Source organism: Arthrobacter glacialis (genome assembly GCF_002909445.1).
GTDB lineage: Bacteria > Actinomycetota > Actinomycetes > Actinomycetales > Micrococcaceae > Specibacter > Specibacter glacialis.
The window spans coordinates 18,741-33,658 of record NZ_PPXC01000006.1; the positions used below are offsets into that span (position 1 = coordinate 18,741).

Annotated in this window: 12 protein-coding genes, 1 tRNA gene and 1 other RNA gene; 6 read left to right on the forward strand and 8 right to left on the reverse strand. The window is 61.5% G+C overall.

The features are described from left to right. Nucleotides 1-366: 366 nt before the first annotated feature. From CVS27_RS21620 to CVS27_RS09055, 3 genes are all read left to right on the forward strand, one after another. A complete protein-coding gene (locus CVS27_RS21620; RefSeq protein WP_370739492.1) occupies nucleotides 367-897 on the forward strand; it encodes a sensor histidine kinase in 531 nt (176 codons plus the stop codon). Further along, nucleotides 888-1,538 carry a response regulator transcription factor gene (locus tag CVS27_RS09050; RefSeq protein ID WP_103465421.1) on the forward strand — a complete coding sequence of 217 codons (651 nt, stop codon included), beginning with the start codon at nucleotides 888-890 and terminating at the stop codon, nucleotides 1,536-1,538. The genes CVS27_RS21620 and CVS27_RS09050 overlap by 10 nt, the downstream gene beginning before the upstream one ends. A gap of 163 nt (nucleotides 1,539-1,701) precedes the next feature. After that, nucleotides 1,702-2,949 (forward strand): serine hydrolase domain-containing protein, encoded by a 1,248-nt coding sequence (locus CVS27_RS09055; protein ID WP_103465422.1) that lies wholly within the window; start codon nucleotides 1,702-1,704, stop codon nucleotides 2,947-2,949. A 48-nt stretch (nucleotides 2,950-2,997) separates the two neighbouring features. On the opposite strand, the gene CVS27_RS09060 is transcribed toward CVS27_RS09055, so the two are convergent. Beyond that, a complete protein-coding gene (locus CVS27_RS09060) occupies nucleotides 2,998-3,762 on the reverse strand; it encodes a YaaA family protein (RefSeq protein ID WP_103465423.1) in 765 nt (254 codons plus the stop codon). Nucleotides 3,763-4,002: 240 nt separating this feature from the next. Here CVS27_RS09060 and CVS27_RS09065 point away from each other — a divergent pair, with 240 nt between their 5' ends. From CVS27_RS09065 to CVS27_RS09075, 3 genes are all read left to right on the forward strand, one after another. Further along, nucleotides 4,003-5,493, forward strand: coding sequence for a glyceraldehyde-3-phosphate dehydrogenase (locus tag CVS27_RS09065; protein WP_370739493.1), 1,491 nt, complete (start codon nucleotides 4,003-4,005; stop codon nucleotides 5,491-5,493). A 182-nt stretch (nucleotides 5,494-5,675) separates the two neighbouring features. Beyond that, an RNA gene (rnpB, locus tag CVS27_RS09070) (RNase P RNA component class A) lies at nucleotides 5,676-6,055 on the forward strand. 410 nt (nucleotides 6,056-6,465) lie between these two features. Next, the gene (locus tag CVS27_RS09075; RefSeq protein ID WP_103465424.1) at nucleotides 6,466-7,269 is read left to right on the forward strand and encodes an HNH endonuclease family protein; all 804 of its coding nucleotides are present in this window, start codon (nucleotides 6,466-6,468) and stop codon (nucleotides 7,267-7,269) included. A 12-nt stretch (nucleotides 7,270-7,281) separates the two neighbouring features. Here CVS27_RS09075 and CVS27_RS09080 read toward each other — a convergent pair whose 3' ends face one another. From CVS27_RS09080 to CVS27_RS09110, 7 genes are all read right to left on the reverse strand, one after another. Then, entirely contained in the window at nucleotides 7,282-8,889 is a 1,608-nt protein-coding gene (locus CVS27_RS09080; protein WP_103465425.1) for a peptide chain release factor 3, read from the reverse strand. A 176-nt stretch (nucleotides 8,890-9,065) separates the two neighbouring features. Continuing rightward, the gene (locus tag CVS27_RS09085; protein ID WP_243400110.1) at nucleotides 9,066-9,926 is read right to left on the reverse strand and encodes an acyltransferase domain-containing protein; all 861 of its coding nucleotides are present in this window, start codon (nucleotides 9,924-9,926) and stop codon (nucleotides 9,066-9,068) included. 180 nt (nucleotides 9,927-10,106) lie between these two features. Further along, nucleotides 10,107-11,552 carry a sugar porter family MFS transporter gene (locus CVS27_RS09090; protein WP_103465426.1) on the reverse strand — a complete coding sequence of 482 codons (1,446 nt, stop codon included), beginning with the start codon at nucleotides 11,550-11,552 and terminating at the stop codon, nucleotides 10,107-10,109. A 188-nt stretch (nucleotides 11,553-11,740) separates the two neighbouring features. Continuing rightward, on the reverse strand, nucleotides 11,741-12,313 hold the full coding sequence (def, locus tag CVS27_RS09095) for a peptide deformylase (RefSeq protein ID WP_103465617.1): 573 nt from the start codon (nucleotides 12,311-12,313) through the stop codon (nucleotides 11,741-11,743). A 119-nt stretch (nucleotides 12,314-12,432) separates the two neighbouring features. Further along, a tRNA-His gene (locus CVS27_RS09100) sits at nucleotides 12,433-12,505 on the reverse strand. Between the two features lie 171 nt (nucleotides 12,506-12,676). Then, entirely contained in the window at nucleotides 12,677-13,279 is a 603-nt protein-coding gene (orn, locus tag CVS27_RS09105) for an oligoribonuclease (RefSeq protein ID WP_103465427.1), read from the reverse strand. 61 nt (nucleotides 13,280-13,340) lie between these two features. Further along, nucleotides 13,341-14,900: a glycosyltransferase family 87 protein gene (locus tag CVS27_RS09110; RefSeq protein ID WP_103465428.1), complete on the reverse strand. Its 1,560-nt coding sequence runs from the start codon at nucleotides 14,898-14,900 to the stop codon at nucleotides 13,341-13,343. Between the last annotated feature and the right edge of the window lie 18 nt (nucleotides 14,901-14,918).

Here is a 14,918-nt window from a genome sequence, read left to right on the forward strand (position 1 = left end):
GCTCTGGTGCGCGCGCTGGGAGACCCCTCTGCCACCCTGTCCTTTTGGGTACCCAGACACGAGGTATTTGTCAACGACGATGGGTCACCGGCCCCCTTGGTGGAGCCAGGTACCAACCGGGGACAGGTCGAAATTGTACTGGGCAGCAGGACAGTCGGAGCCATCGCCTACGACGCCACACTTATTGAAGAACCTGCGCTGGTTCGTGCCGCTGGGCAGGTGGTGGCCATCGCTGTGGACAGGGAACGATTAACAGTGGAATTGCGGGAAAGTCACGGTGCCTTGCAACGATCCCGGCAGCGTTTGGTGGATGCCGCGGACCGGGAACGCCGCAGGATTGCCCGGGATCTCCACGACGGTCTGCAAATGCAGCTTGTCCTGCTTGCCCTCGAGGCACAGCAACTGGCCAAATCAGCAGGCTCGGATTCCGGCACCATTGACCGGGCTACACACCTGAGGCAGGGCCTAGATGCCGCCGCGGCGGAGTTGAGGCAGCTGGTGCACGCGGTCATGCCCGCAGCCCTGATCGAGCGGGGTTTGGCCGCAGCGGCGGAGGATCTGGCCGACAGAATGCCCATCCCCACCACGCTGGAACTTGAGATCACAGACGGCAGCTGCGCGTCCGCCGTCGAACATGCCGCCTACTTTGTCTTGGCCGAAGCCCTCAGCAACGCCTTGAAGCATTCGCAGGCCACCCAAATCCAGGTGCGGCTGCACGTTGAGGAGGGGTGGCTGCGCCTGGAAGTGCGCGACGACGGCAAGGGCGGGGCTGATCTTCACGTCGGCACAGGATTGCGCGGGATAGGGGACCGGGTGGATGTTCTGGGCGGCCTCTTTGACCTGGCCAGCGCACCCGGGGAAGGGACCCGAATCAAGGTGGATCTGCCATGCGCGTAGTCATTGGTGAGGACGAGGCCCTGCTCCGGCACGGACTGCAGCTGGTTTTGGAAGGGGGTGGATTCGAGGTGGTCGCAGCAGCCGGCGACGCTGTGGAATTGGAAAGTGCTGTTAGTTTGCACCTTCCAGAACTGGTTGTCACCGACATCCGCATGCCGCCGAGCCACAGTGACGAGGGCCTGCGGGCGGCGCTGCGCCTCCGATCCAAGTACCCGGAAACTGCCGTGGTGGTGCTGTCGCAACATATGCAAAGGCGCTACGCCAACGAACTCCTGTCCTCTTCCAACGGCAAGGTTGGCTACCTGCTCAAGCAGCGCATCGCAGACGTTGACACTTTTCTGGGCCAGCTGCGGGACGTTGCAGCAGGCGGCATGGCCCTTGACCCGGATGTCGTGGCGCTTATGGTGGCGCGCGCCAAACGCTCCAACGGGGCTATCCGGGAGCTGACGCCGCGGCAGCAGGAAGTCTTGGCCCTCATGGCGGAGGGGAGCAGCAATTCCCGGATCGCCGCGGAGCTGTTCCTCAGTGAAAAAGCCGTGGTGCAGCACACCTCCCGCATTTACGATTCGCTCAATCTGCCCCTGGATGGGGAGTCGCACCGGCGAGTGCTGGCCGTCATGCACTACCTCAGCGACAACTGACTGGCGGCTTGATTCTTCCGTCCTTCCAAGTGGCGACCTGGGTCTATTCCGGAGCGGAAGTTGGCTCACTAGCATCATTGAAGGGCGCCTTCGCCGGACCTTCGCCGGAGCCGAGCGGGGTCGGGGCGGCTTCAGCTAGTCCGACGATGAAAGCAGGAATCACATGGGCGCGCTCATACAGGCCAGGAATGGCCTGGTCTATGGCCTGGTGGCAGTGCTGGCGCTCGCCGGTTGTTCGATGAAACCAGCAGAATCACCTGTGAAGACTCTGCCTGCCACGGCATCGGTTGATATGAAACTGGCCGATCAGGTGCGGGACATCGTCACAGAACAGATGGGTGCCAGGCATCTGAGGTCGGTTCTAGTGCGGGTCACGATTGCAGGGGAGCCGGTGATCACTGAAGCGTTCGGTGAATCCATGCCGGGCGTGCCGGCGCGTACTGACATGCATTTCCGCAACGGCGCCGTCGCGATCTCTTACATGGCAACCGCCTTGTTGCAGCTGGTGGATGAGGAAAAGGTTTCCTTGGCGGATAAGCTGTCCAACTGGCTGCCCGGAGTGCCTAACAGTGACAAGGTGACACTGGGACAGTTGGTCCAGATGACCTCCGGCTATGAGGACTATGTGCCGGACGACGAGTTTGAGAAAGCGTTCTATGCGGACCCGTTCCGCAGCTGGACCCCGGAGGAATTGCAGGCTTTTGGGACCTCCAAGCCACTGATCTATGAGCCGGGGACCAACTGGAACTACGCGCACACCAACTACGTCCTGTTGGGCCTGGCTCTGGAAAAGATTGCGGAGATGCCGCTGGATGAGCTGCTGCAAGAGAAAATTTTGACTCCGCTGGGACTCACCGGCACTCGAAGTTCAGACACACCGGAAATTCCCGAACCAGTGCTCCATGCCTACACGGGTGAACGCAGGGATCCCCTAGGGTTGCCCGCAACAGCGAACTTCATCGAAGACAGCAGCTTTTGGAACCCTTCATGGACCCTGGCCCGGGGCGCCGTGCAAACCACGACCATCACCGACATGACCACCTCGGCCGATGCGATCGGTTCCGGGTCACTGCTCTCGGCGCAATCCCATGCCGCGCAGATTGATACCAGCCTTCGCGGCAAGACCACCAAGGTTCCTGGATGCATCAACTGTACAGAAATGGGTGTGGGGTTCAGTTACGGGCTGGGTGTGGTGCTCAGTGGCAACTGGGTGCTGCAAAATCCCATGTTTGGTGGGTATTCCGCGGTGGAAGCCTCGCTACCGTCGGAGAAGATCGCCATTGCAGTTGCCGTGACATACAACGAGGCTGCCTTTGATGATCCGGCGGGTGTCCCGAACCAGGCCTTGGAACTTTTCAAGATCATCGGCGCACAGGCAGCACCTGCAGACGCGCCGCCCACGAGCAGGTGAGCGGACGGGGGCTTTGGATGGAAGGGCGCCGCACCGACTGGGCGGGTTCTAGTCCGGCAGAATGATGTTCAGCGCGTGTGCCTTGCGGGCCGTGCCGGCAACCAACTCCACGGCCCATTTTTCGCCGGCCGCCTTGGCCAGCTGCGCCGGCGTTTCCGGGGCATTGCCGCGGCGGGTGATCAGGTGCCGCGCCAATTCCCCTCGCGTGTGCTTGGCAAAATGCGAAACCACCTTGCGGGTGCCGTCGCGTTCGGTGAAAACGTTGATGGCCACTGTGCGTGCCGCGTCCGGCGCCCACGCTGCCGCGTAGCTGCTGGAGCGGCAGTCCACCAGCAGGTGCCCCTCGGCGTGAGCATTGAGTGCTTGGGCCAGCTTTGGCTTCCAGTAGCTGGCCAACTTGCCCAGACCTGGCAGCCCAACAGACATCGACAGTCGGTAGGCCGGGATACTGTCGCCAAAGCGCACGGCACCCCAAAGACCTGAAATGACCATCACTGTGGAGTCGGCTTTCTTCTTTTGTCCTGCCGTCATGCTGCCGTACCCCAGGGCATCAAAGAGCACTCCCGAGTAAATGGTGTGGGCCGGGGCTGCCGGCTCCTGGACCAACCTGGTATTGCGGTGCACCTCGTGGGCCAACGTTGCCCCGACGCCCAGCTGGCTCAGCGCGTCGTGCTGTTCGGAGACGGCAGCCAACGCCAGCGCCACCTCAGTCCTTGCTGGTGTCAGCTCGGGGAAACTGAGTTCGGCCAGATCCACAGGAGTTCCTGCATCGGCGGGGGTCTTACCTTCGGAAGGGGGAAGCAAAATGAGCACACTTGAGCTTAGCGGCCGGTTCTGCGCTCACATTCCACACCGTGCGCCAGGTGAACGGGGAGCAGTTGTTGATGTTGGGCGCAAACATCAGCAACTACTGCCCGTTCGCGAGGCGGCGGCGGGTGTGGGCGTAGACCGGTCTAGTGAATTGAATCACTGAACTCGCGTGTAGCCTCGGCGCGCTGTCACACTGGTTTTGGCTTGAACCAAGGGTGTTTTGAGCTAGAAGAGGGTACTTACGTGGTGCAACAACTCGTGACAAACAACTGCGACACAATCTTGGATTCCTGGATTGGGCGTGAGTCCATGGCGGAAGCAATGATTCCGCTCATCGGCAGGCTCTACCGGGACAACAATGTTCTCACCAGCATCCATGGCCGGTCACTGATCAACCAGTCCGTCATCAGCCTGCTCAAGGCCCACCGCTTTGCCCGCCAGGTTGACGACGTGGAACTTCCCGTGGAAGAAACCCTGCCGCTGCTCCAGGTGCTTGGCACCTTGCAATTGGGAGCCGCCTCACTTGACCTGGCCCGGCTCCTTTCAAACTTCAAGGCCTCGGACGAGGGCGACCTTGAAACGTTCCTGCGCGCTGAACTGGCCGACGTCGTAAATCGCTTTGGCGCCGACGAGCGCACCAGCACTGACGTGGTTCTCTACGGTTTCGGCCGCATTGGCCGCCTGCTGGCCCGGATCCTCATTGAACACTCCGGCGGCGGCCACGGCCTGCGCTTGCGTGCCATCGTGGTGCGCAAGGGCGGCGACGCCGATCTCACCAAACGCGCCAGCCTGCTCCGCCGCGACTCCGTGCATGGCCCGTTTAATGGCACCATCACCGTTGACCAAGACAAAAACATCATCCTGGCCAACGGCACATCCATCCAGGTCATCTATTCGGACAGCCCCGCCACCATCGACTACACGGCGTACGGCATTCACGACGCGCTGGTGGTGGACAACACGGGCCGCTGGCGCGACGAGGAGGGCCTGTCCCAGCACCTGCAGAGCCGCGGCGTGGCCAAGGTCCTGCTGACGGCCCCGGGCAAGGGCACGCTGAAGAACATTGTGCACGGCATCAACCACGGCACCATCACCGACCACGACACCATAGTCACGGCCGCCTCCTGCACCACCAACGCCATCACCCCCGTGTTGAAGGTCCTCAACGACAAGTACGGCATTGTCCACGGCCATGTGGAGACGGTGCACTCCTTCACCAATGACCAGAACCTGACGGACAACTTCCACAAGGGTGACCGGCGCGGGCGCTCGGCCGCCTTGAACATGGTGCTGACCGAAACGGGCGCCGCGAAGGCCGTGGCCAAGGCCCTGCCCGAGCTTGAGGGCAAGCTGTCCGGCAACTCCATCCGCGTTCCCACCCCGAACGTGTCCATGGCTATCCTGAATCTGACCCTGGAAAACGGCACCACCAAGGATGAGGTCAACACGTACCTGCGCGACATGTCGCTGAATTCGGGCCTGCGCAAGCAGATCGACTTCATCGACTCGCCCGAAGTGGTCTCCAGCGACTTTGTTGGCTCACGCCGCGCCGGCATTGTGGACGGCCTGGCCACGATCAGCAACGACAAGCATTTGGTGCTGTATGTCTGGTACGACAACGAATTCGGCTACAGCTGCCAGGTGGTCCGCGTCATGGAGGAAATGGCCGGGGTTCACCCGCGCGCCTTCCCAGCACTCGACGCCGCTGCCCCGCAGGCAGCAGCACTGGTTTAGCGTTTCGCACTCAAGGCGGGTCCGGCGTCGAACATTCACGTTCGACGCCGGACCCGCCTTTTGCATGCCTGCCCACCGTGGGTGCGTTCCCCGCAGGGCGCCCAAGCAGCTAGCGTCCACAGGGCACCCCAAGCTCGCTGCGCTCGTTTGTGGCCCCTCGCCCTGTAGACTTGACCACTGGATAGGGCAGCTGGGCAACCGCGCGTCACGCAAGTGGCTCGAGGAACGTCCGGGCTCCACAGAACAGGGTGGTGGGTAACGCCCACTCGGGGTAACCCGCAGGACAGTGCCACAGAGAATAGACCGCCTGCACGGCAACGGCTGGAGCAGGTAAGGGTGAAACGGTGGTGTAAGAGACCACCAGTTCCCTAGGTGACTAGGGAAGCTAGGTAAACCCCACCCGGAGCAAGGCCAGACAGGGCATGTTTGAGGGCTGTTCGCCCGAGTGTCTGGGTAGGCTGCTAGAGGGCGTCGGCAACGGCGTTCGTAGATGGATGGTTGCCTCTCCGCCGCGGGTAACTGCGGCGGATGACAAAACCCGGCGTATCGGCTGCCCTATCCAACTTCATGGCGTGTTTTCCCTGTTTTTGTACGGGGCGGGCACGCCTTTTTTGTCTCCGCTCCGTGGCTTGGCGGGTCGGCCGCGAAAACGGTAGTGGGCAGCTTTTTACGAATTTTGTGCTGACCGCAGCCACAAAAACCCGTGTGTAACCATGCATCTCGCAGCTACGGTCAGTAGACGCGGAATCTCTTGAAAGATGGTTGGCCGTGGCCATTGTGAACGGGTTGTCTGCCAAGGATAAGAGGTCTGTGGATAACCGGCTCCACCATCGACCGCAACCTTCTAAACTTAAAGTGACCGAGTTACCGGCACTACAGCGCTCCGGCTGCCAAGACCCCCGCTGTCCAGGTTTCGCCGAATACGGAGGGACGGGGTTCATGCTGGGGCGGGTCAGTTGGTGAGGATGTCCCATGGCACGGCATGCACAAGAGTTCACTCAGCGGCGCACAGATAAGGCGCAGCGGGCGCCTGTGCGGGCAGCTGTCCTGTTGGCTGTGGTGGTGTTGGTGGTTTTGGTTGGCTGGTTGCACAGCGCGGGTCATTGGCCGTTCACACCGGATGCCGGTCCAGCGCCTGCTGTCAGCACGCCGTCGCCCGCATTGGGCCAGCCCATAGTGGTTTTGACGCCAGCAACGGCTTTGGCCGTCCTGGAAACCCTTCAGGTCAAAGGCAAAGCGCCACGCAATGATTATCAGCGCAGTGCTTTTGGTGAAGCGTGGCTGGATGCTGACGCCAACGGCTGCGACACCCGCAACGACGTCCTGCGCCGTGATCTGCAGGCAGTGCAATTCATTGCCGGATCGCCGTGTCTTGTGGCATCAGGCACGCTGAAGGAGCCGTACACCGGCACGACTGTGCAATTCCAACGCGGCAAGGACACCAGCGAGGCTGTCCAAATTGATCATGTGGTGGCCCTGAGTAACGCCTGGCAAACGGGAGCCACAGCCCTGACGCCGCTGCAACGGCAGAGCCTGGCCAATGATCCGCTGAACCTCTTGGCAGTGGACGGGGAGGCCAACCAGGACAAGAGCGACGCCGATGCCGCCAGCTGGCTGCCGCCTTCAAAAAAGGTCCGTTGCCACTATGTGGCCCGGCAAATATCGGTCAAGGCCGCCTACCAGCTCTGGGTGACTCCGGCCGAGAAAGGAGCCATGGAAAACGTTCTGGGCCGCTGCCCGACGCAAGCGGCACTGGCCAGTGGCTACCTCAACTAGCGCAGGCAGGCGCTACTCGCGCTTGGTGCCGATCTCGGTCAAGGGCAGTTCCGGGTAGTTCTTTTCGACCCGGCGCATAGCCCAAATGTCGTTGAACAGGGCCAGGAATTCACCATCACTGCGCTCCAGCACCTCGGCGCCGTGGACAGTGCTCAGCGTGGCTGCGGCGTCCGGCGTCGTGAGCCTGGCCAGGGTGTAGGGGAGGCGCTCCAAGCGCATGGGGGCGTTGAAGTCGTGGTGCATGCGGTCCTCAACAACCTCAAACTGCATGGGGCCCACGGCCGCCAGCACGGGTGCCTGGTCTCCGCGCAGGTCTGATCGGAGCACCTGGATGACGCCTTCGTGCTCCAGCTGCTCAATGCCGCGGCGGAACTGCTTGTACTTGCTGGGGTCCTTGGAGCGTGCCACCTGGAAGTGCTCGGGGGCGAACAGCGGAATAGCCGGGTATTCCACCGGCTCCTCAACAAACAAGGTGTCGCCCACGCGCAGGGTGGAGGCGTTGACCAGGCCAACAACATCGCCAGGGAAGGCTGTGTCAATGACTTCACGGTCGCGGCCAAAGACCTGCTGTGCGTACTTGGTGGCAAAGGACTTGCCGGTGCGGGTTTGGGTGACAACCATGCCGCGCTCAAACATGCCGGAGCATACGCGGATAAAGGCCACGTGGTCGCGGTGCGCCTGGTTCATGCCGGCCTGAACCTTGAACACAAAGCCCGAGAACGGTGCTTCCACGGGGCGGGTCTCGCCGCTCACATCGGGGCGCGGTGACGCTGGCGGGGCAAAGTCCACCAGGGTGTCCAAGATCTGCTTCACACCAAAGTTCAGCGCGGCAGAGGAGAACAGCAGGGGAGTGGCCTTGCCTGCGTAGAACGCCTCCAAATCCAGCGGTGCGTCGGTGTCGACCACCAGGCTGGCTTCCTCAATGGAGTCGTCCCAGGCGTCTCCTTCGGATTCAGCGGCCGCCTCGGGGGTCATGTATTCGGTCAGTGCGATCTGTGCGCCCGAGCTGTTGCGAGCAAATTTGGCAAACTCGTTGCGGCGGATGTCCCACACGCCACGGAAGTCGCCGGCAATACCGATGGCCCAGGTCAGCGGCATGGGTGTGAGCCCGGTGCGCTCGGTGATCTCATCCATCAGTTCCAGCGGATCCAGGCCGGGCCGGTCCCACTTGTTGATGACGGTGATGATGGGCAGGTTGCGCTGGCGGCAGACCTCAAAGAGTTTCATGGTCTGTGTTTCCAGACCCTTACCGGCGTCGACCAGCATGACGGCACAATCAACGGCCGCCAGCACACGGTAGGTATCTTCGGAGAAGTCGGCGTGGCCGGGAGTGTCGAGCAGGTTGATGACGGTGTCGCGGTAGGAGAACTGCAGCGCCGCGGAGCTGATCGAGATGCCGCGGTCCTTCTCCATCTGCTGCCAGTCCGAGACCGTGTCCTTGCGGTTGGACTTGCCGTTGGTGGCGCCGGCAGTTCCAATCACCTTGGCATGCAACGCCAACGCTTCCGTCAGCGTGGACTTGCCCGCATCAGGGTGCGAAATAACGGCGAAGGTTCGACGACGTTCCGCCTGGCCGGTAATTTCGGTGGCACGGGCGGGGGATTGGGCCGGAGAGGACACAAGACTACTTTCTAGCGGCGAAAAGAATGTTCAAGCAGAGGCAGGACACCAACTATCAAGTTTACCGCAGTGCGCAGGCAGCAAGTTGGCAGGGACGACGGCGGCGCCTGGCAACTCTCGCAGCGCCACGTTGGCGGGGCGGGTGTTAACGGACGGCGCCGGCTGGGTGATGCAGTCTAGCGGGGCAGTTCCAGGGAACCGAAGCCCAGCTGCCAAGCACCTCCGGCGTCGATGCGCTCCAGCACAATCCTTTGCAGCGCCGTGGCCCGCGGCAGGGCATCCAGGTTTTCCATGCTGCGGGTGCGGAAGGTGAAGTAGACGGCGTCAGTGGGCTCGTCGCGGGGTTCACCATACGGGGTGAACAGCGCTGCGAAGGCGGCAATGTTGGCACTGGGTTCCAGCTGTTCGGCCAGGTAGGGATCCAGCAGCCAGGACTCGCAGTTGGCTGTGGCGACCGGCTGGTCCGCGAAGTGTTCGGCAAAGAACGGACGGGCAAGGGCCAGGCTGTCATTGACCACCGCCGCACCCAGTCCGCCGCCCTCGGGGATGTGAATACCCAGGATCCATTCACCGGCAGCGACCCCGGGGATGGCGGCCGTGGGCTGGTGGATCAAGTACTGCAGGCGGCCCAACTGGTAGATGCGGCCGGAAAAAAGGTGGTTGAGCCATTTGTAGGTGTCCATGCCGAACCGGTTGTGGACGCGGCGGTTGATGGCCATGTTGCGGCCAAAATCGGCCAACGAGGCGCGGGAGACGGCGTCGGGAATGTTGCGCCCCGCGTGCCACTCCAGGATGGTGGGGACAAAGTCCAGCATGGCGCGCAGCCAATCCAGCTCTGTCACGGGGAGGTCATCGGTGCCCAGCTCCGGCACCGATTCATCTGCACTGCCAAGGCGCGCCACAAGGTGCTCATGCACTGTGGCCGCGGCCGGGCTGAGCGGGGCTTCCAACAGTGCAAGGCAGTCGGCCCGATCTTCTGGGGCAACGCCCAAGTAGTCAAGTGTCGGCTCTGGGCTCATGGCGGTGCGGGAGGTCATTGGGCTAGTTTAGCGAACCCTTGAGCACTGCACTGGCACCACTCAGTCTTACAGCCACGCATGGTTTGTGGCGCATGTGGCGTGAAATTATGCGTTGAACCCACCTTGGGTTCCGCGCAGAAGCACTTATGCGCAGAACCCAAGGTGGGTTCTGCGCATAAGTGCGGGGCAGCGGCAACGTTACTGTTCGGCCTTGGGCTTCTTCACAAACAACGTCTCGGCCTGTTCCAGGGACATGCCGTTGGTTTCGGGGATCTTGAACATGACGAAGAAGAATGATGCGGCAGCAAAGAGGGCGTACATGCCGTAGGTCAGCGGCAATGATGCGGCGGCCATGGCCGGGAACGTCAAGGTGATCAGGAAGTTCGCCACCCACTGGGCTGCGGCTGCCAAACCCAGGGCGCGGGCACGGATGCGTGAGGGGAAGATCTCGCCCAGGAGCACCCAAACCAGCGGCCCCCACGACGCGCCGAAACTGACCACAAACACATTGGCGGCAACCAGGGCAATGGGTCCCCAGGCGCCCGGGAGGCTGATGTCCGAGCCACTGCCGGTTGCAGCCGAGAAGGCAAGCGCCATGGTGCCCAGGGAGACGGCCATGCCAATGGAACCCGTGAGCAGGATGGGGCGGCGCCCGATTCTGTCCACCAGGGCAATGGCCACCAGTGTCACCAAAATGTTGACCACAGCCGTTACCACCGAGATGGTCAGTGAGTCCTTCTCCTGGAAGCCCACTGCCTGCCACAACGTGTTGGAGTAGTAGAAGATCACATTGATGCCAACGAACTGCTGCAGCACAGAGAGGATAATACCTATCCACACAACAGGCATGAGGCCAAGCCGCTTGCCTCGCAGGGAGCCCTTCTTGGCTGAGAGGGAATCTTCCTTGACGGCTTCCTTGATCTCGCGGATGCTGCGCTCGGTGTCGTCATCCGGGGCAATGGTTTTGAAGACCTTTGTGGCTTCTTCTTCCTTGCCCTGAAGAACCAGGAAGCGTGGGGACTCGGGGAGCACAAAGGCAATCCAGCCATAGGCAATTGCCGGGACAACGCCGGCCAGGAACATCCAGCGCCAGGCGGGAAGCCCAAGCCACAGCTCCTGAGCGGCACCGCCGGCAGCATTGGCAAACAATGCGTCGGAGAGCAGGGCGGCGAAGATACCAATGGTGATGGCAAGCTGCTGCAAGGAAGCCAGCCGTCCGCGGTGGCGTCGCGGGGAAATCTCGGAAATATAGGCTGGGGCGATCACCGAGGCCAAGCCAATGCCCAGACCGCCCACCAGCCGCCAGAAGATCAAGTCGATGACGTTGAAGGCCAGTCCGGTTCCCAGGGCGCTGATCAAAAAGAGCGCCGCGCCAAGTTTCATGGCGGGGATGCGACCCTTGGCGTCGGCGATCTTGCCAGCCATGAACGCGCCCACCGCGCAGCCAAGAAGTGCAATGGCTACGGCGAAGCCGGTGAGGGTGTCGCCCAGTTTGAAATCGCCCTGGATCGCGTCGACGGCACCGTTGACCACCGAGGAGTCAAAACCGAAGAGGAAGCCACCCACTGCGCCGGCTACGGCCAGGCCAATCACCTTGCGCGGAATGGCCTTGGGGCCTGAGTGTGGAGTGCTGGTGCTGGACATGGTTCCCCCTTGTGGCCGTCATTCATGAGGGAACTGGCCGGGTCGACAAAAAGTGCAGAATAATCTCTATGCCAAGCTACTCCATACCAGCCAATGGACAAACAAAATATGCAGTGCATAATCCCGTGAGATATGCCTCATGGGAGCTACGCCACATTTGGCGCACCGGCTGTACAGGGAGTTGGGGACTAGTGGCCGAACGGGTCCGGGTCCACACCGGGCATCCACGTCAGACCGGGCACGCCCCAGCCCTTGTTCTTGGCTGAACGTTTGGCCTTCTTGGCGTAGCGGGCGTTGAGCCTGTCCACATAGAGTTTGCCGTCCAGGTGGTCGTATTCGTGCTGCATGCAGCGGGCAAACCAGCCTGTGGCTTCAAAATCCAGGGGGTTTCCGTCTACGTCGAATCCGCGCACCCGCACCCATTCGGCCCGCTTGAGCGGGAAGTCGATGCCGGGCACCGACAGGCAGCCCTCTACTTCGTCATCGGGATCGGGGGTGTTGCCGGAGATCTTTCCCACCGTCAGCGTGGGGTTCACCACCACGCCGCGGGCAGGAACGTCGTCGTCGTTCTCCATTTGGTAGGTGAAGAGGCGCAGGCCCACACCAATTTGCGGGGCGGCCAGGCCAACGCCATTGGCCGCATCCATGGTTTCGTGCATGTCCGCCACGAGCTTCTTGAGGTCCTCGTCAAAAGCCTTGACTTCATCGGCGCGGCGGTGGAGCACGGGCTCACCCAAAATGGTTACGGGGAGGATGGTCATGACGGCTTCCTTTTCATGCTCGGGATTCAGGCTCACGAAATGCATCTTTGATGGCAATGAAAAACACCCCGATCAAATGACCGGGGTGTTTTTGCGATTCCTACAGAACCGCTTTTCGGGGTGAGATACGGGGGTTGAACCCGCGACCTCCTGGACCACAACCAGGCGCTCTGCCAACTGAGCTAATCCCACCATGTCCGCTTCAACCACAGCAACATCCTTTTGGAATGTCCTCTGCGCTTTTGGCAACGTCGAATAGTCTACACGAGCTGCGGGGTGGTCAAAACCAAAACAGGCTCTTTTGCCTTTTTTGTGAGCTAGATCGCGTTTTTGAGGCGGAAATCTCCCGGAAATACGGGAAATCTAGGCCTGGTAGTTGGCAGCGATCTTCTTGGCGGTGTTGGTATCGGGCCCCGGCGCCGGCACGAAGACGGCTTCACGGTAGTACTTGAGTTCGTTGATGCTGTCCTTGATGTCGCCGAGGGCGCGGTGTCCGCCGGTCTTGGGCGGCGACTGGAAGTAGGCGCGCGTGTACCAGCGACGTGAGAGTTCCTTGATAGTGGAAACGTCGATGACCCGGTAGTGCAGGTGCTCCACAAGCTCAGGCATGTCACGGCTGAGGAACACCTTGTCGGTGCCGATGGAGTTTCCCGCCAGCGGGGCCTTGTTGGGCTGGGGCACATACTTTTGGATGTACGCCAGCACCTGCGCCTGCGCATCTTCCATGGTGGTGCCGCCGGCCAGCTCCTCAATCAGCTTCGACGAGGTGTGCATGTCGCGCACAAAGTCGCCCATCTGCGCCAAGGCCTCGTCGCTGGGCTTGATGACAACGTCAACGCCGTCGCCCAAAATGTTCAACTCGGAATCTGTCACCAGCACCGCCACCTCAATCAGGGCGTCGTTGACGGCGTCCAGGCCGGTCATCTCACAGTCAATCCACACAATGCGTTCATTATTAATAGCCACGCGTCAAATGTACCGTGAACCCCGATATTGCCGCGCTTCTTTCGCCGAGTCAGCCGATCGGCTACTTTGGCGTGGCGGGCGAAGCGTCAGCCTCTCCCGTTGTGCCGGTCTTCGAAGGCCTGGGCCCTTCCCCGGCGGTACCATATGCGGCGGCACTGTAGGCAACCGCTGTGGCGGGCTCGGCGTCGTGCGGGGTAATCGGTGCAGGGATGCGTCCCAGCAGGAACAGCTGGCGCACGCTCCACACAAACAAGATCACCAACAGCACGTTTCTCGCGGTAAGAACCGCAGCCATGACGGGGCTGTTGTTGGAAAGTTCGTTGTAAAAGAGTGGAAAGACAAGGAACGTCAGCACGGCCACGCCAATGAGCATGGTGGCCGGAACCCGCCACGCCTTCCATTGGTAGGCCAGACCCACGGCAACAGCAGGCCCCAGCCACACCATGAACTGGGGGGAGCCCACCTTGTTGAACACCACGAACGCAGTGGTCAGGGCGAGCGAGCCGAAGAGCAGCAGGGATGTCCTGTCGGCGCCACCGCTACGCTTGCCAGTGTGCAGGGCCCAGAAAATCAGGCCCGCCACGAGCAGCGCCGCCGCCACCAGCAGGGGCTGCATGAGGAAACTCATGACCTCGGAGCCGGGTCCGTCCACCTGCATGGAGTTGATGTCCTGGTTCATGTACATGCGGGCGTCGCCAATGCCCAGCACGCTCATCCACAGCCATGGTGTGGTGAACGTGGCTTCGAGCTGCATGCCGCGGTCGCCCTGTTCCAGCAGGAAATTGAAAAGTTTGTGGCCTGAATTCATACTCATTGCCAGCACCACCACGAACGCCGTGACCAGCATGCCAGCCAGTACCACCCGGACCCGCTGCTTCGCCACAGTGAAAAGCGCCAGCACGACGGCGGCAGGCCAGACCTTGGTCCAGGTGGCCACACTGAGGATGAAAGAGGCAAGGAAGGGGCTGGCCACGCCGATGGACAGCGCTATGAGAACCACAGGTGCCGTGAGACCGTCAACCCGGGCAAAGCCCAGCCACGCCATCAAAGTAGTGAAGGAAATCCACCACAGGGCGGCCGGAATGGCTTCACGCTTCTTGCCCCAACTCGTGAGTTTGCCCACGGCCAGTGTGTTCAAGCCGGCAATCATCAGCACCCAGATGAACAGGAAGGGCCCCTCGCCAAAGATGTACGCCACGGCCATGGGGACCAGCGCCAAAATGGGGTAAACCCAGGGGCTCGGGCCAAGCACACGGGTCTCATCGAAGTCGATCGAAGCCCAGATCCGGTAGATGAACGTGTCGCTATATGCTTCCCCCCGCAGCGACAGCAGGACAGCAAATGAAAGGAACACCACATGGACCAGAGCAAAGACGCTCCACATGCCCACGGGGGTTTTCAGCCAGCTCTGGATCCGGGCGGGCAGTACCGCATCCCGTAGTCGTGCAAGGGCGGAGAAAAACGTGTCCGTGGAGATGATCCAGTCCTTCTTGGGTGTGGCGGTGGACCGAGCCGGGCACAGGTAATCCGTGGGCGGCGATTGGTGCTTGGCCCAGGTACTTAGGAGATGCTCAGCTGGAGTGGGTAGAATGCCAAGAACGGAGTCCTTGGCTGTTTTCATATTAGCGCAGCCGGTACT

Excerpts from the sequence above, each read along its gene's own strand:
- CVS27_RS09085 (WP_243400110.1), bottom strand. The coding sequence starts at position 9,926 with ATGACCTCCCGCACCGCCATGAGCCCAGAGCCGACACTTGACTACTTG.
- CVS27_RS09055 (WP_103465422.1), top strand. The coding sequence starts at position 1,702 with ATGGGCGCGCTCATACAGGCCAGGAATGGCCTGGTCTATGGCCTGGTG.
- CVS27_RS09090 (WP_103465426.1), bottom strand. The coding sequence starts at position 11,552 with ATGTCCAGCACCAGCACTCCACACTCAGGCCCCAAGGCCATTCCGCGC.
- CVS27_RS09110 (WP_103465428.1), bottom strand. The coding sequence starts at position 14,900 with ATGAAAACAGCCAAGGACTCCGTTCTTGGCATTCTACCCACTCCAGCT.
- CVS27_RS09050 (WP_103465421.1), top strand. The coding sequence starts at position 888 with ATGCGCGTAGTCATTGGTGAGGACGAGGCCCTGCTCCGGCACGGACTG.
- CVS27_RS21620 (WP_370739492.1), top strand. The coding sequence starts at position 367 with ATGCAGCTTGTCCTGCTTGCCCTCGAGGCACAGCAACTGGCCAAATCA.
- CVS27_RS09075 (WP_103465424.1), top strand. The coding sequence starts at position 6,466 with ATGGCACGGCATGCACAAGAGTTCACTCAGCGGCGCACAGATAAGGCG.
- def (WP_103465617.1), bottom strand. The coding sequence starts at position 12,313 with ATGACCATCCTCCCCGTAACCATTTTGGGTGAGCCCGTGCTCCACCGC.